Genomic DNA, 20,261 nt, shown 5'->3' with positions numbered 1-20,261 from the left:
GGGGTCGCGCGGCGTCACAGCAGCCCCACCGCCGTGTCCACCGCCGCCGCCACGTCCCCGTCCGCCGGATAGAGCAACGCCCGCCCCACCACCAGGCCCTGCACCGTCGGCAGCCGCAGCGCCGTCCGCCACCGTTCGTACATCGCGTCCTGGTCGTCGCCCACGTCACCGCCCAGCAGGACCGCCGGGAGCGTCGACGTCTCCATCACCCGGGCCATGGCGTCCGCGTCGTCCGTGACCGGCACCTTCAGCCAGGTGTAGGCGGACGTCGAGCCCAGGCCCGACGCGATGGCGATGGACTTCGTGACGGCCTCGGCGCTCAGGTCGTTGCGGACCCGGCCGTCGACGCGCCGGGAGAGGAAGGGCTCGACGAAGACCGGCAGCCGTCGTTCCGCCATGGCGTCGATGGCGCGGGCGGCGGAGACCATCGTGGCGAGCGAGCCGGGGTCGTCGTGGTCGATGCGCAGCAGCAGCTTGCCCGCGTCGAAGCCGCGCCGGACGAGGTCGTCCGCGCGCGGCCCCGTGAAGCGGTCGTCCATCTCGAACGCGGCGCCGACGAGACCGCCGCGGTTCATGGAGCCCATGACGACCTTGTTCTCCAGCGCGCCGAGGAGCAGCAGGTCGTCGAGGATGTCGGAGGTGGCGAGGACACCGTCGACGCCGGGGCGGGAGAGGGCCAGGCACAGGCGTTCCAGCAGGTCGGCGCGGTTGGCCATGGCCAGGGGCCGGCCGCCGACGTCGAGCGCGCCGCGTGCCGTGTGGTCGGCGGCGACGATCATCAGCCGGCCGCTGTCGCCGACGAGGGGGCGCCGCCCCCGCCGGGCGGCGGCCTCGGCGATGGCCTCGGGGTGCCGGCTGCGCACGCGCGGCAGGTCTGCGATGCGGACGGTCACCGGACGCCCTCTTTCCCGGCCGCACGGGCTTTCCCGGCACGGGCTTTCCCGTCCGCACGGGCCAGCAGCTCCGTCACCTCGTCCCGCGTCGGCATCGCCGACGAGCAGGCGAGCCGGGAGGCGACGATGGCCCCGGCGGCGTTGGCGTAGCGCGTCACGCGCCCGAGGTCCCAGCCGGCGAGCAGTCCGTGGCAGAGCGCGCCGCCGAAGGCGTCGCCGGCGCCGAGGCCGTTGACGACCTCGACCTCCACCGGGGCCGCCTCGGCGACGGTGCCGTCGCGGTGGACGGCGAGGACGCCCTTCGGGCCCCGCTTGACCACGGCGAGTTCGACCCCGGCCGCGAGGAGCGCCCGCGCCGCCGCGTACGGGTCCCGCTCCCCCGTGGCGACCTCGCACTCCTCGGCGTTGCCCACCGCCACCGTCGCGTGGGCGAGGGCCCGCTCGTACAGGGGACGGGCGGCGGACGGCCCCTCCGGCCAGAACATGGGCCGCCAGTCGAGGTCGAAGACGGTGATCCCGCCCTCCGCCCCTGTCCTCGCCCGCGCCTTCGCCCGTTCCCGGAGGGCGGCGAGCGTCGCGCCGCGGCTGGGTTCCTCGCTCAGGCCCGTACCGGTGATCCAGAAGACCCGGGCGGCGCGGATGGCGGCCAGGTCCAGCTCGGCGGTGTGGATCTCCAGGTCAGGGGCCTTGGGGCGGCGGTAGAAGTACAGCGGGAAGTCGTCCGGCGGATGGATCTCGCAGAAGGTCAGGGGCGTGGGGTAGGCGGCCACGGGCGTCACCCAGCGGTCGTCGACGCCGAAGCGGCGCAGCTCGTCGTGGAGGTAGCGGCCGAAGGGGTCGTCGCCGGTGCGGCTGACGAGGGCGGTGCGGCGGCCGAGCCGGGCGGCGGCGACGGCGACGTTGGCCGCGGAGCCGCCGAGGAACTTCCCGAAGGTGTCGGCCTCCGCGAGCGAGACCCCGGTCCGCAGCGGATAGAGGTCCACCCCGAGCCGGCCCATGGTGATGAGGTCGTAGGGACCGGTCATGGTCTTCCCCTCCGCGCGTCGGCACGATCCGGGGCCCAGGTCTAGCCGGGCGCGGACATCCATGTCAAGCATTTGTCCTTACATACGGACGTCCCCGCGCCGGGGCCCACCGACCGGCTATTGACGTTACGTCCTTATGTCCGGACGTAGCCTTGACACTCCCCGGCCCAGCCGGGAGGCTACGGGCAACCCGAGCCCTTGTCCGGTCAGCGCCGACCGGCGAGAGGAGAGCCGCCGCATGGACAGCGTCCGCGCCCCCGACCGCAGCCCGTCACCGCCCCCCGCGCTGGACCGGATCCGGGTCGGCTCCGCGCCGGACTCCTGGGGCGTGTGGTTCGCCGACGACCCGGCCCAGCTCCCCTGGCGGCGCTTCCTCGACGAGGTGTCCGAGGCGGGCTACGAGTGGATCGAGCTCGGCCCGTACGGCTATCTCCCCACCGACCCCGCCCGGTTGCGCGAGGAGACCGGGAGCCGGGGCCTGAAGGTGTCGGCGGGCACGGTCTTCACCGCCCTGCACCGCGGGCCGGCGGTCTGGGAGGAGACCTGGGAGCAGGTCTCCCGCGTGGCCGCGCTGGCGCGCGACACGGGTGCGAACCACCTCGTCGCCATCCCCTCCTTCTGGCGGGACGACAAGACCGCCGAGGCCCTGGAGAGCCCGGAGCTGACGGCCGGCCAGTGGCGGTCGCTGACCACCGGGACGGAACGGCTCGCGGCCGAGGTGCGCGACGCCTACGGGCTCTCCCTGGTCGTCCACCCCCACGCCGACACCCACATCGCCACCGAGGAGCACGTCGAGCGCTTCCTCGACGCCACCGACCCGACGCTGGTGAGCCTCTGCCTGGACACCGGGCACTACGCCTACTGCGGCGGCGACAGCGTCAAGCTCATCAAGACCTACGGGGAACGCATCGGCTACCTCCACCTCAAGCAGGTGGACCCCGCGATCCTGACCGACGTCGTCGAGCGGGGCACGCCCTTCGGCCCGGCCGTACGGCAGGGCGTCATGTGCGAACCGCCGCGCGGCGTACCGGCGCTGGAACCCGTGCTGACGGCCGCCCAGGGGCTCGGCGTCGACCTCTTCGCGATCGTCGAGCAGGACATGTACCCGTGCCCGCCCGACAAGCCGCTGCCCATCGCCCGACGCACCCGCGCCTTCCTGCGCTCCTGCGGCGCGTGACCGCGCACACCGGCATCACCGCGCTCACCGGCACCGGCACCAGCACCAGCACCAGCACCAGCACCAGCACCAGCACCAGCACCCGGGAACGCCCGCCCGTACCAAGGCACAAGGCAACACGCACCAGCACCGAGGAACACGCAATGACGCAACACGGAACGCTCGGCGTGGCCGTCATCGGCACCGGCAGAATGGGCGCCGACCACGTCCGGCGCCTCGACGAGGCCATCAGCGGGGCGCGGGTGACCGCCGTCGTCGACATCGACCCGCACCGCGCCGAGGCGGCCGCCGCGCGCGTCGACGGCTGCGCCGCCCACACCGACCCGGCCGCCGCCATGGCCTCGGACGACGTGGACGCCGTGCTCATCGCCTCCCCCGGCCCCGCCCACGAGGAGGCCCTGCTGGAGGCGTTCGCGCGCGACCTGCCCGTCCTGTGCGAGAAGCCCCTCACCCCGGACTCCGCCTCCGCGCGCCGGGTGCTGGAGGCGGAGACCCGGCTGGGCCGCCGACGCGTCCAGGTCGGCTTCATGCGCCGCTACGACAGCGAATACCAGCGTCTGAAGGCACTCCTGGACGCCGGAGACCTCGGGCGCGCGCTGATGCTCCACTGCACCCACCGCAACGTCTCGACACCGCCCGGCTACACCAGCCAAATGACGATCAACGACTCGGTCGTCCACGAGATCGACGCCACCCGCTGGCTGCTGGGCGAGGAGATCACCGCCGTCACCGTGCTGCGCCCCACCCCCTCCTCCGGCGCCCCGGAAGGGCTGAGCGACCCCCAGCTCGTACTGTTCGAGACCGAGGGCGGTGCGGTCGTCGACGTCGAGATCTTCGTCAACTGCGGCTTCGGCTACCAGGTGCGCTGCGAGGCCGTCGGCGAGCGCGGCACCGCCCGGATCGGCGACGCGCACGGGCTGACCGTCCACACCGCCGGACGGTGGGGCGGGGAGATCGCACAGGACTTCGTCACCCGCTTCCAGGACGCCTACGACCGCGAGGTCCAGGCCTGGGTGGACGCCGTCCGGCGCGGCGGGACGACAGGCCCGAGCGTCTGGGACGGCTACGCGGCCGCCGTGGTCTGCGAGGCGGCGGTACGGGCCCAGGCGACCGGCGAACGCGTGCCGGTCGTCCTCCCCGAGCGCCCCGCCCTCTACGCCGCCCCGCCGCGATGACCGGTGGGCCGATGACCGGTGGTCTGCGGGTCGCGCTGCTCGGCGCCGGGCGGATCGGCTCCCGGCACGCGGCCCGGCTGGCGGGGACCGAGGGCGTCGCCGAGCTGGTCGTCGCCGACGCCGAGCCCGGGCGCGCGGCGGGCCTCGCGGAGGCCGTGGGGGCCCGCCCCGCCCGCACGGTGGGCGAGGTCTTCACCTCGGCGGGCGTGGACGCCGTGGTCATCGCCACCGCGACCGCCTCCCACGCGGGCCTGATCACCCGTGCGGCGCGCGCCGGACTCCCCGCGTTCTGCGAGAAGCCCGTCGCACTGGACCTGGCCGGCACGATCGCCGCGCTGCGCGAGGTGGAGGCGGCGGGCACGCTGCTCCAGATCGGTTTCCAGCGGCGCTTCGACGCCGGGTTCCTGGCCGCGCGCGAGGCGCTGCGCTCGGGGGCGCTCGGACGGGTGCACACCATCCGGTGCGTGACCTCCGACGCGGCGCCGCCGCCCGCGGACTTCCTGCCGCTGTCCGGCGGGCTGTTCCGCGACTGCATGGTCCACGACTTCGACGCCGTCCGTTGGCTGACCGGGCGTGAGGTGACGGAGGTGTACGCGCGGGGCGCGAACGGCGGCGCGGCCTTCTTCCGCGAGGCCGGCGACGTGGACACCGCCGCGGCCCTGCTCACCCTCGACGACGGCACGCTCGTCACGGCCACCTCGACCCGGTACAACGGCGCGGGCTACGACGTGCGCGTGGAACTGTCCGGGGAGCGCGACCAGTGGGTCGCCGGGCTGGACGACCGGGCGCCGCTGACCTCCGCCGAGCCCGGCGGCCCCGCCGCCCCTCGGCGGCCCTGGACGGACTTCCAGGAGCGCTTCGAGGACGCCTTCCGGGCCGAACTGGCGGCGTTCGTCCGGGCCGCGCGGGGGCTCGGGGGCAACCCCTGCCCGGGGGCGGAGGGGCTGCGGGCCCTCCACATCGCCGAGGCGTGCGAGGTCTCCCGGCGGGAGGCCCGGCCGGTCCGCCTGGCCGACGTCGGCTGACACCGGCCGGGCGGGACCGGCCGACCGCCGGGCCCGCCCGCTGTTACCAAGTCACCCTCCTGTTACGAGCGTCACACCGGCGCGAGCCTTCCGTCACAGAAGGCCGACAGGCCCTCGCGCGTGATCACTCTCCGTCGCCCCCGGGGCGAGGCTCGATCGACCGAGAACGGCCGCGCCGCAGCTCCCCGACGGACCCCTCCTCCGTGGCTGCGCCGCGGCGGAGAGGCGAGAGATGACCGACCGTCGGCTCTGGTCCTACCGGGAGATCGCGGCGCACATCGGCGTGCGGACCGACACCGTGCGCTCGTACCGGAAGCACGGCCTGCTGCCCGTTCCCGACCTCCACGAGAGCGGCAGGCCCTACTGGTTCGCGGACACCATCCGCGACTGGGTGACCCGGCGCCCCGGCTACCGCGACCACCGTCCGAAGAATCGTTGATTCCGCCGATTCCCATCCCTCGGAATACCCCCCGGGGGTAAGGTGTTCCCGGCATCGGCAGAAGCCCTGCGCACCTGACTCCCGAGGAGTACGCCCATGAGCACCACCACCGTCTACAAGGTGACCGGCATGACCTGCGGCCACTGCGAGTCCGCGGTGCGCGAGGAGGTCTCGACGATCGCCGGCGTGACCTCGGTGGAGGCCGCGGCCGCCACCGGCCTGGTGACGATCACCGCCGCCGGCCCGCTGGACGACGAGGCCGTCCGCGCCGCCGTGGACGAGGCCGGATACGAACTGTCCGGCCGCGCCTGAGCCGCTCTCGGCACGGGGCACCTTCACAGAATCACCACAAGGAGCCTCTTGCCCTTTTACGTCCCTTATGCCAGGAGACCTAGATCACAGCGATTGGGAGGTAACCATCGTGGGGGGTCATTGGTCTAACCAGGCAGTGCTGGATCGTCTTGGGGGACGAACCGGCCACGCGTGGCCGGGGCACGTACCCGGGGAGCTTTGAGCGGCCCTCCCGTACGTACGCGTCCCGGCAGATCGCGTCCGCCGGCTCCCGGCCGGATCCCGTGGGGGGAATCCGTGCCGGGGCAGGAAAGCGCCTCGCTCCGACCCGTGGGGGGATCGGAGTCGGGGCGCTTTTCATCTTCATGGCATCGCCTATGCGGCATCGCCTATGCGAAAAGGCGCCCCGCACCATCCGGTGCGGGGCGCCTTTTCGTACGCCCGTGGAGCCTTCCGGGGAGCCTTCCGGCTAGCGGCGCTCGACGGGGACGAAGTCGCGCTCGACGACGCCCGTGTAGATCTGGCGCGGGCGGCCGATACGGGAACCCGGCTCCTTGATCATCTCGTGCCACTGGGCGATCCAGCCGGGCAGCCGGCCGAGCGCGAAGAGCACGGTGAACATCTCGGACGGGAAGCCCATGGCCCGGTAGATCAGACCGGTGTAGAAGTCCACGTTCGGGTAGAGGTTGCGCGAGACGAAGTAGTCGTCGTTGAGCGCGTGCTCCTCAAGCTTGAGCGCGATGTCGAGCAGCTCGTCGCTCTTGCCCAGCGCGGAGAGGACGTCGTGGGCGGCGGCCTTGATGATCTTCGCGCGCGGGTCGAAGCTCTTGTACACCCGGTGGCCGAAGCCCATCAGGCGGACGCCGTCTTCCTTGTTCTTCACCTTGCGGATGAAGGCGTCGACGTCGCCACCGGAGGCCTGGATGGACTCCAGCATCTCCAGGACGGCCTGGTTGGCGCCGCCGTGCAGCGGGCCCCACAGGGCGTTGATGCCCGCGGAGATCGACGCGAAGAGGTTGGCCTGCGAGGAGCCGACCAGGCGCACGGTCGAGGTGGAGCAGTTCTGCTCGTGGTCGGCGTGGAGGATCAGCAGCTTGTCCAGGGCGCTGACGACAACCGGGTCCAGCTCGAACTCGGCGGCGGGCACCGAGAAGGTCATGCGCAGGAAGTTCTCGACGTAGCCGAGGTCGTTGCGCGGGTAGACGATCGGGTGACCGATCGACTTCTTGAACGCGTAGGCCGCGATCGTCGGCAGCTTGGCCAGCAGCCGGATCGTCGACAGGTGACGCTGCTTCTCGTCGAACGGGTTGTGGCTGTCCTGGTAGAAGGTCGACAGCGCGCTGACCACGGAGGACAGCATGGCCATCGGGTGGGCGTCACGCGGGAAGCCGTCGAAGAACCGCTTGACGTCCTCGTGCAGCAGCGTGTGCTGGGTGATCTCGCCCTTGAAGGTCGCCAGCTCGTCGACGGTGGGCAGCTCGCCGTTGATCAGCAGGAAGGCGGTCTCGAGGAACGAGCTCCGCTCGGCCAGCTGCTCGATCGGGTAACCGCGGTACCGCAGGATGCCCTGCTCGCCGTCGAGGTAGGTGATCGCGGATTTATAGGCGGCCGTGTTGCCATAGCCGGAGTCCAGGGTCACCAGACCGGTCTGGGCACGCAGCTTGCCGATGTCGAAGCCCTTGTCGCCGACAGTGCTGTCGACCACCGGGTAGCTGTACTCGCCGTCCCCGTACCGCACTACTACAGAGTTGTCGCTCACGTCATCCCTCACCGACGTTGTGCCTCTTCTTCGAGGTGCCCTGACTACCCCTACCTTCCCCCATTTGGACGATGTACGTGCACTCGGGGTCGGCCATAGGGCCCAAGGACGGCACTCAGTGCCGCCCAGCCTGCCCATCCTGCCCCCTTCGCCCTGATTGGTAAACCGCTCAGAGACGAACACCACCTTCCGCGAGCCGGAAGTCCAGCGCCGTACAGCGCCGCCCCGCCGAAACCGTGCGCACCGCCTGCCCCAGGGCACGCCGTGACCCCACTAGCACCACGAGCTTTTTCGCCCTGGTGACAGCGGTGTAGAGGAGATTGCGCTGAAGCATCATCCAGGCACTCGTGGTGACCGGGATCACCACCGCGGGGTACTCGCTGCCCTGGGAGCGGTGGATGGTCACCGCGTAGGCGTGGGCGAGCTCGTCGAGCTCGTCGAAGTCGTAGCCGACCTCCTCGTCCTCGTCGGTGCGGACGGTCAGCCGCTGCTCGACGTCGTCCAGTGCCGTGACCACCCCGACCGTGCCGTTGAAGACGCCGTTCTCGCCCTTCTCGTAGTTGTTGCGGATCTGGGTGACCTTGTCGCCGACGCGGAAGACCCGGCCGCCGAAGCGGCGCTCGGGCAGGTCGGGGCGGGCGGGCGTGATGGCCTGCTGGAGCAGCCCGTTGAGGGTGCCGGCGCCGGCCGGGCCGCGGTGCATGGGGGCCAGCACCTGGATGTCGCGGCGCGGGTCGAGACCGAATCTCGCGGGGATGCGCCGGGCCGCCACGTCCACCGTCAGCCGGCCCGCCTCCTCGGTGTCCTCCTCGACGAAGAGGAAGAAGTCCGTCATGCCCTGAGTGATGGGCTGCACACCGGAGTTGATGCGGTGGGCGTTGGTGACCACACCGGACTGCTGGGCCTGCCGGAAGATCCGGGTGAGCCGGACCGCCGGGACGGGACTGCCGGGGGCCAGGAGGTCGCGCAGCACCTCCCCGGCGCCCACCGACGGCAGCTGGTCCACATCGCCGACCAGCAGCAGATGCGCACCCGGAGCGACGGCCTTCACCAGCTTGTTGGCCAGCAGGAGGTCCAGCATCGACGCCTCGTCGACGACCACCAGATCGGCGTCCAGCGGCCGGTCCCGGTCGTAGGCGGCGTCGCCGCCGGGCTTGAGCTCCAGCAGCCGGTGGACGGTGGAGGCTTCGGCGCCGGTGAGCTCGGAGAGCCGCTTGGCGGCCCGGCCGGTGGGCGCGGCCAGCACCACCTTGGCCTTCCTGGCCCGGGCCAGCTCCACCACGGACCGGACGGTGAAGGACTTGCCGCAGCCCGGGCCACCGGTGAGGACGGCGACCTTGCTGGTGAGCGCGAGCCGGACCGCCTCCTGCTGCTCGGGCGCCAGCTCGGCCCCCGTGCGCCCCGCGAGCCAGGCCAGGGCCTTGTCCCACTGGACGTCCCGGAAGGCCGCCAGACGGTCGTCCGGGGCCTTCAGCAGCCGCACCAGCTGGGCGGCGAGGGAGAGCTCCGCGCGATGGAAGGGGACCAGGTAGACGGCGGTGACCGGCTCCCCGCCGTCGGGGCCCGGCACGGTCTCGCGGACCACTCCCGCGCCGTCCGGACCATCCTCCGCCAGCTCGGCCAGGCAGTCGATGACCAGCCCGGTGTCGACCTGGAGCAACTTCACCGCGTCGGCGATCAGTTGTTCCTCGGGGAGGAAGCAGTGCCCCTGGTCGGTGGACTGGGACAGGGCGTGGCGCAGCCCGGCCTTGGCCCGCTCGGGGCTGTCGTGCGGGATGCCGACCGACTGGGCGATGCGGTCGGCGGTGAGGAAGCCGATGCCCCACACGTCGGCCGCCAGCCGGTAGGGCTGCTCGCGGACGACGGAGATGGAGGCGTCGCCGTACTGCTTGTAGATGCGCACGGCGATGGAGGTGGAGACGCCGACGCCCTGGAGGAAGACCATGACCTCCTTGATGGCCTTCTGCTCCTCCCATGCGGCCCCGATCGACTTGGTCCGCTTGGGGCCGAGGCCGGGCACCTCGATCAGGCGCGCGGGCTCCTTCTCGATGACGTCGAGGGTGTCCGTGCCGAAGTGGCTGACGATGCGGTCGGCGATGCGCGGCCCGACGCCCTTGATCAGACCGGATCCCAGATAGCGGCGGATGCCCTGGATCGTGGCGGGCAGGAGGGTGGTGTAGTTCTCCACGGTGAACTGCCTGCCGTACTGCGGGTGGGAGCCCCAGCGGCCCTCCATGCGCAGCGACTCGCCCGGCTGCGCGCCGAGCAGGGAGCCGACCACCGTGAGGAGGTCGCCGCCGCCGCGCCCGGTGTCGACGCGCGCGACCGTGTATCCGCTGTCCTCGTTGGCGTAGGTGATCCGCTCCAGGACACCTTCGACCACAGCCAGTTGCACCATGCCCCGACGGTACCGCCGAGGACCGACAGGCGTTCGAGCCTGTGGATATCCGTCATTCCGCTTCTGCCGGAGCGTATGTGATCGCACGTGTGATTCGAACCGGGGCGCATGTGATTCGAGGGGCCCGGTCCGACGACCGGGCCCCTCGCGCTCCCCCCTGAACGGGCTTCCTCCGAATCCCCCCGGATCCCTCCCCGGGAAGCCCGATGTCCAATACGACCCTCGGAGGCCCCGCAGGGTTGCACCGATTTCAAGCTGTTATTCATCCGTTACTTACCGTAGGGAACCCCTGTTTGCCGCACACCCGTCTCCCTGACGACGCCGAGGCATTTCCCACGCCCTCACGGGGAAGCCCAAGAGGCATGAAGCTGGCCTTTTCGACCCTCGGTGTACCCGGGATGCCGCCCCGCGACGTGGTGCGGCTCGCCGCCACCTGCGGTTACGACGGCGTGGAGCTGCGCGCCCACCCCGAGGAGCCCGTGCACCCGGGCGTCTCCGCCGCGCAGCGGGCCTCGGTGGCCATGGAGTTCGCGGACGCGGGCCTGACGGTCCTGGCCGTGGCCGGGTACACCCGGGTGGCCGCCCCCGGGCCCGACGAGCCGGTGCTGGCCGAGCTCGCCGAGCTGGTCCGGCTGGCGGGGGACCTCGGGGCGCCGTACGTACGGGTGTTCCCCGGCGGTGGCGAGCAGCCCGTGGCGGAGGCCGACGCGGCGGCCGCCCGCAGGCTCGGCTCGATCGCCCCGCTCGCCGCCGACACGGGCGTCCGCGTGCTGCTGGAGACCCATGACTCGCACCGGCGGGCCCAGGACGCCGTGCGCGTGCTGGGGCCCGTGGGGCACCGCAGCGTGGGCGCCCTCTGGGACCTGCTGCACACCTGGCTGGGCGGCGAGGAACCGGCCGTCAGCCTCCCGGCACTGGCCCCCCATCTGGGCTATGTGCAGGTGAAGGACGTCGCCTCGGCGGAGGACACCGCCCCGCTGCCGCTCGGGGCGGGGGTGCTGCCCCTGGGCGCCTGCGTCCGCGCCCTCAGCCGCGCGGGCTGGGACGGCTGGCTGAGCTGGGAGTACGAGAAGCACTGGCACCCGCGGTCGGCCGACTTCCCTCAGCTCGCGGGGGCGGGAGCGGAGTATCTGCGGGGGCTGGTCGCCGCCGCCCCGCGAGCGACGTGAAGGACCGCCCCGCGAGCGAGGTGAGGGCGACGCCGCCCACGAGCAGCACCGCCGCGCACCAGCGCAGCGGGCTCACGCCCTCGCCCAGCAGCAGGGCCGCCGAGGACATGCCGAACACCGGGACCAGCAGCGAGAAGGGCGCGACGACCGACGCGTCGTAGGTGCGCAGCAGGTATCCCCACGCGCCGAATCCGAGCAACGTGCTCACCCAGGCGACGAACAGCAGGGCGCCGACGCCGGTCCAGTCGAGCGAGCGCAGCGCCTCGGCGTCGGCGGCCGGCCCCTCGAACACGAGGGACAGCGCGAGCAGCGGCAGCACCGGGACGGTGCTGATCCACACGGTGAAGCGCAGGGCGTCGGCGGGCGCCGCCTTGCGGGTCAGGACGTTGGACACGCCCCAGAAGGCCGCCGCGCCCACGACCAGCGCGAAGCCGGTCAGCGGGCCGGAGGCCCCTTCGTCCACGGCGGCGACCGCGATGCCAGCCAGGGCCACGGCCATGCCCAGCAGCCTGACGCGGCCGGGGCGTTCGGCCAGGGCGAGCACGGCGAAGAGGGCGGTGAAGACCGCCTGGGCCTGGAGCACCAGCGAGGACAGCCCGGTGGGCATCCCGGCGTGCATGCCGACGAACAACAGCCCGAACTTGCCCACCCCGAGTGCCAGTCCCACCCCGATGATGTACCGCCACTTCACCTGAGGGCGCCCGGCGAAGAAGACGGCGGGGACCGCCGCCGCGAGGAAGCGCAACGCACAGAAGAGCAGGGGCGGGAAGTGGTCGAGGCCGACGTGGATGACGACGAAGTTGACGCCCCAGAGGGCGGCGACCGAGACGGCCAGGGCGAGGTGCTGAGGACGCATGTGACGAGAATCCGATGCGACGACCATGTAGCACCAGCACACGTTTCTTCATGATGGGATTCAGCGACGCTCAACAATGAGGGGCACTCAACAATGAGGGGGATCGGAAGACCATGCTGGATCTGTCCCGGCTGCGCGCGCTGCACGCCGTCTCCGTGCACGGCTCCGTCAGCGCGGCCGCCATCGCCCTGGGCTACACGCCCTCGGCCGTGTCGCAGTCGATAACCAAGCTGGAGCGGGAGACCCGCACCACCCTGCTGGAGCGCAAGGGGCGCGGGGTCGCGCTGACCGACGCCGCGGTCCGGCTGGCGGAGACGGCGCACGAGCTGCTGTCACTGGTCGAACGGGCGGAGACCGAGCTGGAGGAGCGGCGCGGACTGCCGACGGGCCGGCTGACGATCGGGGCGTTCGCGTCGGCCGCGCGCGGGCTGCTCCCCGGCGTCCTGGCCGCGCTGGCCCGGGCCCACCCCTCCCTGGACACCCGGCTGACCGAGGTCGACCCGCACCTGTCCGTGGGGCTCGTGGAGCAGGGGGTGCTCGACCTGACCGTCACGTTCGAGTGGGACATCTCGCCGCTGCCCGCGCCGGACGGCCTGGAACGGGTACGGATCGGCGCCGACCTCTGCGACGTCCTGGTGCCCCGGGGCCACGCGCTGGCCGGGTACGCCCGGCTGTGCCACGCGGACCTGGAGGGGCAGCGCTGGGTCGGCCAGCCGCCCGGCACGGTCTGCCACGACTGGCTCGTACGGACCCTGCGCGCGTCCGGGGACGAGCCGGACCTCGCCTATCAGGCAGCCGAGAACCACACCCACGTCGCGCTCGTCGCGGCGGGCCTGGGCATCGCCGTGGCCCCCCGGCTCGGGCGCGGCCCGCTGCCGCCGGAGGTCGTGGCGCTCCCCCTGGAGCCCGTGCCCGTACGCCACCTGTTCGCCTACTGGCGCAAGGGCGCGGCCCGGCGTCCCGCGATCCGCGAAACGCTGCGCATGCTGCGGGAGCAATGGCCGGACCGATCGTTTTGAGCAACCGCTCAAAACGTATGATGAATCCTCTTCGAGGGGGCGGCGGATGTCAGTGGAGACCAAGGAACGGCTGATCACCGCGGCGAGCACGGTCCTGCGCACCCAGGGCTACGGCAAGGCCAGCGCGCGCACGATCGCCAAGGAGGCCGGGGTCAACTCGGCGTTGGTCTTCTACCACTTCGGCGGCGTCGACCCCCTGCTGTTCGCCGCTCTCGACCGCTCCTCCGCCGAGCGGATGGCGCGCCACACCGCCACCGTCGCGGACGCGCGCACCCTGGAGGAACTCGCCGAACGGGCCACCCGCATCTACCGCGACGACTTGGACGGCGGCCACATCACCCTGCTCTCCGAGCTGGTCGCGGCGGCCGTGGCCAAGCCGGAGCTGCGCGAGGAGATCAGGGTCCGGGTCGAGCCGTGGATGGCGTTCATGGAGGAGACCCTGGAGCGGGTCATCGGCGGCACCCCCCTCGCCCGGCTCACCCCGCCGCGCGACCTGGCCAACGCCGCCGTCGTCTTCTACCTCGGCGTGAACCTCTTCACGGTGCTGGACGCCGACCGCACCCGCACGGAATCGGTCTTCTCGATGGTCCGCCGGCTCGCGCCCCGTGCGGGGCTGCTGGCCCGGCGCGTCCCCGTGCGGTTCGGCAGGGCGCGTGGCTTCGGCAGGGCGCGGCGCCGGGCCCGCTAGGCGCCGGGCCCGCCGGCCCGGTGCGCCGCGGCGCGGAACCGCTCCGGCGCGCGGCCCGTCCAAGGGGCGTGCTGCCGCCGGTCCCCGCAGAGCGGTACCGGCCCCGCCGTACCGACGGCGCGGGCCACTCCCTCTCCGCCGCCTGTGGCCGGTAGCGCGCCGTCGCCGGTGACACCCCCTCTACCGCGCCGGTGGCGGACGCCGGCGGGCGGGAGCGGGGCGCGCGGTCACCCTCCGCAAACCCTCCCGCACGCCTGGCGTGCGCCGGTGGCCGTCGGGTAACTCTGGACGCTCGCTCGGTGGGTTGGGGGAGATCATGCGCCATCGCGCGCTACCGAAGGCGCTGGTCACGCTCGCCATGCTGTGCGGGCCCGGGGCGCTCGCCGGCTGTCAGCTCCAGGAGGGACACCCAGGAGCGGAGATCGTCACCCAGGGCGGGCAGGTCGGGCAGGGTGGACAAGGCGGGCAGGGCGCGCTCGAGCGGGCCGAGCCGGGCCGGAGCGCCGCCTTCCTGGGCCAGGGGTCGTGCGCGGGCCGGGGCAGGACGACGGCCTTCACCGAGCTGGACTGCGCGGACGAGCGCGCCACCGCCAGTGTCCTCGCCCGCTACTACGGCCCGCAGGGGGACGGTCCGCGCTGCCCCGACAGCACCGATTTCGTGCTGCACATCACGGCGGTGAACACCGGGACGTCGGAGTCGGAGAGCGCCCCCGAGGGCTACGCCTGCATGCGGAATCTGCGTCCGCCGCACCCGGGTGACCCGGGCATGGGCGGCGGCCCGCTGACGGTGGCGGGCGACTGCGTGTACACCGAGCGGCACGGGGTCGTGAAGGAGACGGCCTGCGACGGATCGCGGGGCCACGCGCCGGAGTTCCGGGTGGACTCCACGGTGCGCACGCGGGAGGACTGTCCGTCCTCGACGGACCTGTACGTACAGGTGGGCGGCGGGCGCCCCGTGGGGTGCGCCCGCCGCCTCTAGACCGGCAGGCGACTACGGCCGCAGTGCGGACTGCCGCTCCACGTTCTGCTGGTCGAGCTTGGCGTTGAAGGGCGCCAGCGGCTTGGCCTGCTTGTCGTCCTTCTGGACGGCCGCGGGCGCGACACCGGCCCAGCGCAGCACCTCGGCCGTGGCCACCGCCCGCTCGTCGGCGACGAGCTGGGAGATGTTGGAGCCGTGGTTGCCGCCCGGGGCGTAGAAGCGGTAGTCGTGGCGGGCCGCGGCGTTCCTGCCGAGGCGGAACGGCTCCGAGCTCCACGGGTCGTTCTGCCCGTAGACGAACAGCATGTTCCTGCTCTCCTCGCGCACCCAGCGGTCGACGTCCGCCATGGCGCCCGGCCGGAACTTCATCGGGATGTCACGCGGCACATAGGTGCGCGGCTTGTAGCTGTCGGGGTACCGCAGCAGGCCCTTGAGGTTGGCGAACTTGGGGCTCGGGGAGCCCAGTTCGGTGCCCGCCTGGTAGTAGTACGGCGTGAACCTCTCCAGACCCTGGTCGGTGTAGCCGTCGAAGCCGGAGATGTCGTCGATGAACTTGTACAGCTCGTCCGTCGACGCCTTGGTGGCGGGCACGGTCTTGCAGTCGCTCTGGAGGTGGTACTGCCAGAACGCCCACACCAGGTCCATGACGACGTTCTCGTAGGCCTTGTCGGCGCTGCCCACGGTCTTGAAGGTCTTGCCGTTCTCGCCGGCCCACTTCTGGTAGCGGGCGACGATCTCGTCGCGGCGGACGAGGGCCTCGCGCTGCACCGAGTTCAGCTGGGTGCGGCAGGCCTGGTCGCCGACGGTCGCGAAGAACCGGTCGTAGGCGGAGTCCTCGTCGTTGACCACGTCGTTGGGCGCGACATAGGCGACGGTGCCGTTCATGTCCTTGGGGAAGAAGCGGCGGTAGTACGTCGCCGTCATCCCGCCCTTGCTGCCGCCGGTGGCCAGCCAGTTCTTGTCGTAGACCGGCTTGAGGGCCGCGAAGAGGCGGTGCTGGTCGCTGGCGGCCTGCCAGATGTCGAGCTTGGACCAGTCGGCGGGCTGCGGCCGGGACGGGGTGAAGAAGCGGTACTCCATCGACACCTGGTTGCCGTCGACGATCCGGGTCGGCTCGCTGCGCGACGGATTGGTGTTGACGTTGTAGCCGGAGGTGTAGAAGACCGTCGGCCGGTCGGTGTTCTTGTGCAGCAGTGTGAAGCGCTGCGCGAAGGTGCCCTTCGACGGGTTCCGGTGGTCCACCGGCTGCTGATAGGTCATCACGAGGTAGCGGTAGCCCTCGTAGGGCTTCTCCTCGACGAGGCTCATCCCCGGGATCTTCAGGACGCGTTCCTTGATGTCCGGCTCGGTGGCGGTCCCCGCCGCCCCCGCCGCCGCGCTGCCGGCGCCGACCGTGCCGATGGACATGGTCAGCGCCAGCAGGAATCTGACGGCCTTGCGCATACACCCTCCCCTGGTTCGCGAAAGTCGCCGTGAACCTACCGGGGGCAACATCCGCCACGCCAGAGTCAACCCAGGGTGACCTTGCTCCCTCTCTCCGGGCTCCCCTCCCGCGCCGGGCGATACGTCAGGCCGCGACGGTCTCGCCGGTGAACGTCCGCCACAGCTCCGCGTACCGTCCGTCCAGCGCCAGCAGTTGGGCGTGCGTGCCGTCCTCGACGACCCGGCCGCGGTCCAGGACCACCACGCGGTCCGCGCGCGCGGCGGTCGTCAGGCGGTGCGCCACCACCAGCGTCGTACGGCGCCCGGCCAGCCGGTCGGTGGCCTGGTTGACCAGCGCCTCGGTGGCCAGGTCCAGGGCGGCGGTGGCCTCGTCCAGCAGCAGGACGTCCGGGTCCACCAGCTCGGCGCGGGCCAGGGCGATCAACTGCCGCTGTCCGGCGGAGAGATTGCGGCCGCGCTCGGCGACCTCGTGGAGATAACCGTCGGTCAGCGTGGCGATCATCTCGTGCGCCCCGACCGCCCGCGCGGCCGCCTCCACCTCGGCGTCGCTCGCGCCCGGCCGCCCGTAGGCGATCGCGTCGCGCACGGTGCCCGGGAAGAGGTACGACTCCTGGGGGACGACGCCCAGGCGGTGCCGGTAGGAGACCGGGTCCAGCTCGCGCAGGTCGTGGCCGTCGACGAGGACGGCGCCGGAGACCGGGTCGTAGAACCGCGCGACCAGCTTCACGAGCGTGGACTTGCCCGCGCCCGTCTCGCCCACGAAGGCCACCGTCTGCCCGGCGGGGATCGTCAGCCGTATCCCGGCCAGCGCCTCGCCCTTCTCGCCCCCGTACCGGAAGGCGACGTCGTCGAAGACGACCTCTCCCTTGAGCTCCCGCACCTCGCGCGGCCGCTCGGCCACCGGCGTCGTCGTCGGCTCGCGCAGCAGCCCCTGCACCCGGCCCAGGGACACGGTCGCCTGCTGGTAGCCGTCGAAGACCTGGGAGAGCTGCTGGACGGGCGCGAAGAACAGGTCGATGTAGAGCAGGTACGCCACCAGGGCGCCCGTCGTCAGCGTCCCGTCGCCCACCCGGCCCGCGCCCACGATCAGCACAGCGGCCGCCGCGACGGACGACAGCAGCTGGACGAACGGGAAGTACACCGATATCAGCCACTGGCCGCGCACCCGTGCCTGCCGGTACTCGGCGCTACGGGCGGCGAACCGGCGGGCGCCGGACTCCTCGCGGCGGAACGCCTGCACGACGCGCAGCCCGGCGACGCCCTCCTGGAGGTCGGCGTTGACGGCGCCGACGCGCTCACGGGCCAGCTCGTACGCCTTGACGCTCTGCCGGCGGAAGAAGACCGTGCCGAGGACCAGCGGCGGCAGCGTGGCGAAGACGACCAGGGCCAGCTGGACGTCGATGACGACGAGCGCGACGAGGATGCCGAAGAAGGTGAGGACGGAGACGACGGCGGTGACCAGACCGGTCTGGAGGAACGACGACAGGGCGTCGATGTCCGTCGTCATCCGCGTCATGATCTTGCCGGTGAGCTCGCGCTCGTAGTAGTCGAGCCCGAGCCGCTGGAGCTGGGCGAAGATCTTCACACGCAGGGCGTAGAGGACGCGCTCGCCCGTGCGCCCCGTCAGCCGGGTCTCGCCGACCTGTGCCGCCCACTGTCCGAGGACGACGAGCAGCGCGAGCCCCGAGGCCACCCAGACGGCACCGAGCGCCAGGCGCTGGACGCCCTGGTCGATGCCGTGCCGGATCAGCACGGGCAGCAGCAGGCCCGCGAGCGCGTCGACGGCCACCAGCAGCAGGCTCACCGCCAGCGGCGCCCCGAAGCCGCTCAGCAGCTTCCGCAGCCCGTACGACTCCTCGGCCCGGGCGGCGCGCTCCTCGTCGACGTCCGGGGTGTCGTCGGCCGGGGGCAGTGCCGCCACCTTGGCGAGCAGCTCCGGCGTCGCGGTCGTCCCGGCGAGCCCGCCGTGCTCCCCCGCGGGGTCGTCGGCGTTCTTGCGGACCCACAGGTGCGGAGTGACGCCGTCGACGGGACGACGCTCCGCCTCGGCGTCCGTAACGAGCGGGGCGACGGGCTCGACGAGCCCGGTGGCGAGCGCCTCGCCGCCGAAGGCCGCGCCCGCCGGGTCGCGTCGGACGCCCGCGAGCTCGTCGGGGTCGGTCAGCAGCTCGCGGTAGCGCGCGCAGCGCGCCTCCAGCTCCTCCGCCGTGCCCACGTCGACGAGGCGTCCGCCGTCCAGGACGGCGATGCGGTCGGCCAGGGCGAGGGTCGAGGCGCGGTGGGCGATCAGCAGGGTCGTACGGCCCGCCATGACCCCGCGCAGCGCCTCGTGGATCTCGTGCTCCACCCGGGCGTCGACGGCCGAGGTCGCGTCGTCGAGGAGCAGCAGCCGGGGGTCGGTGAGGATGGCCCGGGCGAGCGCGACGCGCTGGCGCTGGCCGCCGGAGAGGGTGAGGCCCTGCTCGCCGACCTCGGTGGCGTATCCGTCGGGCAGCGCGGAGATGAAGCCGTCGGCCTGGGCGGCCCGGGCGGCGGCCCGGATCTGCTCGTCCGTGGCGTCGGGAACGCCGTAGGCGATGTTGTCGCGGATGCTGTCGGAGAACAGGAAGCTGTCCTCCGGTACGAGCCCGATGGCGGCGCGCAGCGAGGGCAGCGTCAGTTCGCGGACGTCCTGGCCGCCGACGCGTACCGCGCCGCCGGTGACGTCGTAGAAGCGCGGCAGGAGCAGCGCGAGGGTGGACTTGCCGCTGCCGGAGGCGCCGACGACGGCGACGGTCTCGCCGGGCTCGATGCGCAGGGAGACGCCGTCGAGGACCGGGCGACGGGGGTCGTAGCCGAAGGTGACGTCGTCGAACTCGACGGTGGCGGGGGCGTCCGCGGGCAGTTCGCGCGCGTCCGGGCGCTCCTGGACCGCCGGTTCGGTGTCGATGAGCTCCAGGACGCGCTCCACGCCGGCGCGGGCCTGCTGGCCGACCGTGAGGACCATGGTGAGCATCCGTACGGGGCCGACGAGCTGGGCGAGGTAGGTGGAGAAGGCGACGAAGGTGCCGAGGGTGACCTGGCCGCGGGTGGCCATCCAGCCGCCGAGGGCGAGCATGGCGACCTGGCCGAGGGCGGGCACGGCCTGAAGGGCCGGGGAGTAGCGGGAGTTCAGCCGGACGGCGCGCATCCGCCCGGCGAAGAGCCGGTGGCCGACCTCGCGGAGCTTGCCGGCCTCCTGGGCCTCCTGGCCGAAGCCCTTGACGACGCGTACGCCCGTGACGGCGCCGTCCACGACGCCCGCGACGGCGGCGGCCTGGCCCTGGGCGTACCAGGTGGCGGGGAAGACCTTGACGCGGCTGCGCTGGGCGAGGAACCACAGGGCGGGTGCCACGGCGAGCGCGACGACGGTCAGCAGCGGGGAGAGCACGACCATCACGACGAGCGAGATGACGAAGAGGAGGATGTTGCCGATCATCATCGGCAGCATGAACAGCAGGCTCTGCACGAGCTGGAGGTCGCTGGTGGCCCGGCCGACGACCTGGCCGGTGGAGAGCTCGTCCTGCCGTTTGCCGTCGAGGCGGGCGATGGCCGCGTGCATCTCGGTCCGCAGGTCGTGCTGGACGTCGAGGGCGAGCCGGCCGCCGTAGTAGCGGCGGACGTAGGTGAGGCCGTAGACCACCAGCGCCGCGACGATCAGGAGGATCGCCCAGGGGGTGAGGGGGCGCTGGTGGCTGCCTATGACGTCGTCGATGATGAGCTTGGGTATGAGGGGGACGAGCGCCATGACGGCCATCCCGGCGAGGGAGGAGCCGAGCGCCAGCAGCACCGCGTCGCGGTAGCGCCAGCAGTACCCTGCGAGCCGCCTGGCCCAGCCCTGCCCGGTCGATTCCGTCGCGGCCACCCGAGACCTCCGCTGTCTCCCGCTACCTGTTCTGACGGAAGC

General features: G+C 72.5%; 15 protein-coding genes and 1 pseudogene. 9 read left to right on the top strand and 7 right to left on the bottom strand.

Annotated elements, in window-relative coordinates; translation table 11 throughout:
* Positions 1-14: 14 nt before the first annotated feature.
* Entirely contained in the window at positions 15-893 is an 879-nt protein-coding gene (locus AB0E98_RS24205) for a deoxyribose-phosphate aldolase (protein WP_361706116.1), read from the bottom strand.
* The gene (gene iolC, locus AB0E98_RS24200; protein WP_361706113.1) at positions 890-1,918 is read right to left on the bottom strand and encodes a 5-dehydro-2-deoxygluconokinase; all 1,029 of its coding nucleotides are present in this window, start codon (positions 1,916-1,918) and stop codon (positions 890-892) included. The genes AB0E98_RS24205 and iolC overlap by 4 nt, the downstream gene beginning before the upstream one ends.
* A 238-nt stretch (positions 1,919-2,156) precedes the next feature.
* Between iolC and AB0E98_RS24195 the strand changes: the two genes are divergently transcribed.
* From AB0E98_RS24195 to AB0E98_RS24175, 5 genes are all read left to right on the top strand, one after another.
* Complete coding sequence (locus AB0E98_RS24195; protein WP_361706111.1) at positions 2,157-3,095, top strand: sugar phosphate isomerase/epimerase; 939 nt, start codon at positions 2,157-2,159, stop codon at positions 3,093-3,095.
* Positions 3,096-3,238: 143 nt separating this feature from the next.
* Positions 3,239-4,270 (top strand): Gfo/Idh/MocA family oxidoreductase, encoded by a 1,032-nt coding sequence (locus tag AB0E98_RS24190; protein ID WP_361706448.1) that lies wholly within the window; start codon positions 3,239-3,241, stop codon positions 4,268-4,270.
* A 23-nt stretch (positions 4,271-4,293) separates the two neighbouring features.
* Complete coding sequence (locus tag AB0E98_RS24185; RefSeq protein ID WP_361706446.1) at positions 4,294-5,295, top strand: Gfo/Idh/MocA family oxidoreductase; 1,002 nt, start codon at positions 4,294-4,296, stop codon at positions 5,293-5,295.
* A gap of 232 nt (positions 5,296-5,527) precedes the next feature.
* The gene (locus tag AB0E98_RS24180) at positions 5,528-5,734 is read left to right on the top strand and encodes a MerR family transcriptional regulator (RefSeq protein ID WP_311611215.1); all 207 of its coding nucleotides are present in this window, start codon (positions 5,528-5,530) and stop codon (positions 5,732-5,734) included.
* 96 nt (positions 5,735-5,830) lie between these two features.
* Positions 5,831-6,046 (top strand): heavy-metal-associated domain-containing protein, encoded by a 216-nt coding sequence (locus AB0E98_RS24175; RefSeq protein WP_311611217.1) that lies wholly within the window; start codon positions 5,831-5,833, stop codon positions 6,044-6,046.
* Positions 6,047-6,494: 448 nt separating this feature from the next.
* On the opposite strand, the gene AB0E98_RS24170 is transcribed toward AB0E98_RS24175, so the two are convergent.
* On the bottom strand, positions 6,495-7,784 hold the full coding sequence (locus AB0E98_RS24170; RefSeq protein ID WP_126914237.1) for a citrate synthase: 1,290 nt from the start codon (positions 7,782-7,784) through the stop codon (positions 6,495-6,497).
* 169 nt (positions 7,785-7,953) lie between these two features.
* A complete protein-coding gene (locus tag AB0E98_RS24165; protein ID WP_361706106.1) occupies positions 7,954-10,182 on the bottom strand; it encodes an ATP-dependent RecD-like DNA helicase in 2,229 nt (742 codons plus the stop codon).
* 362 nt (positions 10,183-10,544) lie between these two features.
* On the opposite strand from AB0E98_RS24165, the pseudogene AB0E98_RS24160 reads away from it, so the two are divergent.
* Positions 10,545-11,327 (top strand): annotated as a pseudogene (locus AB0E98_RS24160) (sugar phosphate isomerase/epimerase family protein); the annotation flags it as partial.
* Here the strand turns inward: AB0E98_RS24160 and AB0E98_RS24155 are convergent.
* Positions 11,209-12,207: an EamA family transporter gene (locus AB0E98_RS24155; protein WP_361706104.1), complete on the bottom strand. Its 999-nt coding sequence runs from the start codon at positions 12,205-12,207 to the stop codon at positions 11,209-11,211. The pseudogene AB0E98_RS24160 and the gene AB0E98_RS24155 overlap by 119 nt on opposite strands.
* 113 nt (positions 12,208-12,320) lie before the next feature.
* Here AB0E98_RS24155 and AB0E98_RS24150 point away from each other — a divergent pair, with 113 nt between their 5' ends.
* The 3 genes from AB0E98_RS24150 (at position 12,321) to AB0E98_RS24140 (ending at position 14,893) form a co-directional block, all read left to right on the top strand.
* Positions 12,321-13,226, top strand: a complete 906-nt coding sequence (locus tag AB0E98_RS24150; RefSeq protein WP_361706102.1) for a LysR family transcriptional regulator — start codon at positions 12,321-12,323, stop codon at positions 13,224-13,226.
* Between the two features lie 46 nt (positions 13,227-13,272).
* Positions 13,273-13,914, top strand: a complete 642-nt coding sequence (locus tag AB0E98_RS24145; RefSeq protein WP_361706099.1) for a TetR family transcriptional regulator — start codon at positions 13,273-13,275, stop codon at positions 13,912-13,914.
* A 316-nt stretch (positions 13,915-14,230) separates the two neighbouring features.
* The gene (locus tag AB0E98_RS24140; protein WP_361706096.1) at positions 14,231-14,893 is read left to right on the top strand and encodes a hypothetical protein; all 663 of its coding nucleotides are present in this window, start codon (positions 14,231-14,233) and stop codon (positions 14,891-14,893) included.
* Between the two features lie 12 nt (positions 14,894-14,905).
* Here AB0E98_RS24140 and AB0E98_RS24135 read toward each other — a convergent pair whose 3' ends face one another.
* Together AB0E98_RS24135 and AB0E98_RS24130 are read right to left on the bottom strand one after the other, a co-directional pair.
* Positions 14,906-16,336, bottom strand: coding sequence for a S28 family serine protease (locus tag AB0E98_RS24135; RefSeq protein WP_361706093.1), 1,431 nt, complete (start codon positions 16,334-16,336; stop codon positions 14,906-14,908).
* A gap of 124 nt (positions 16,337-16,460) precedes the next feature.
* Positions 16,461-20,219, bottom strand: a complete 3,759-nt coding sequence (locus AB0E98_RS24130; RefSeq protein ID WP_361706090.1) for an ABC transporter ATP-binding protein — start codon at positions 20,217-20,219, stop codon at positions 16,461-16,463.
* Between the last annotated feature and the right edge of the window lie 42 nt (positions 20,220-20,261).

It is taken from the genome of Streptomyces sp. NPDC037389 (genome assembly GCF_040636475.1).
Lineage (GTDB): Bacteria > Actinomycetota > Actinomycetes > Streptomycetales > Streptomycetaceae > Streptomyces > Streptomyces hesseae.
This window is presented reverse-complemented; position numbering and strand designations above follow the sequence as displayed.

Bases quoted from the DNA above. Each gene is read 5' to 3' on its own strand.
- AB0E98_RS24190 (WP_361706448.1), top strand. From the start codon at position 3,239: ATGACGCAACACGGAACGCTCGGCGTGGCCGTCATCGGCACCGGCAGA.
- AB0E98_RS24135 (WP_361706093.1), bottom strand. From the start codon at position 16,336: ATGCGCAAGGCCGTCAGATTCCTGCTGGCGCTGACCATGTCCATCGGC.
- AB0E98_RS24150 (WP_361706102.1), top strand. From the start codon at position 12,321: ATGCTGGATCTGTCCCGGCTGCGCGCGCTGCACGCCGTCTCCGTGCAC.
- AB0E98_RS24180 (WP_311611215.1), top strand. From the start codon at position 5,528: ATGACCGACCGTCGGCTCTGGTCCTACCGGGAGATCGCGGCGCACATC.
- AB0E98_RS24155 (WP_361706104.1), bottom strand. From the start codon at position 12,207: ATGCGTCCTCAGCACCTCGCCCTGGCCGTCTCGGTCGCCGCCCTCTGG.
- AB0E98_RS24145 (WP_361706099.1), top strand. From the start codon at position 13,273: ATGTCAGTGGAGACCAAGGAACGGCTGATCACCGCGGCGAGCACGGTC.
- AB0E98_RS24175 (WP_311611217.1), top strand. From the start codon at position 5,831: ATGAGCACCACCACCGTCTACAAGGTGACCGGCATGACCTGCGGCCAC.
- AB0E98_RS24165 (WP_361706106.1), bottom strand. From the start codon at position 10,182: ATGGTGCAACTGGCTGTGGTCGAAGGTGTCCTGGAGCGGATCACCTAC.
- AB0E98_RS24140 (WP_361706096.1), top strand. From the start codon at position 14,231: ATGCGCCATCGCGCGCTACCGAAGGCGCTGGTCACGCTCGCCATGCTG.
- iolC (WP_361706113.1), bottom strand. From the start codon at position 1,918: ATGACCGGTCCCTACGACCTCATCACCATGGGCCGGCTCGGGGTGGAC.
- AB0E98_RS24195 (WP_361706111.1), top strand. From the start codon at position 2,157: ATGGACAGCGTCCGCGCCCCCGACCGCAGCCCGTCACCGCCCCCCGCG.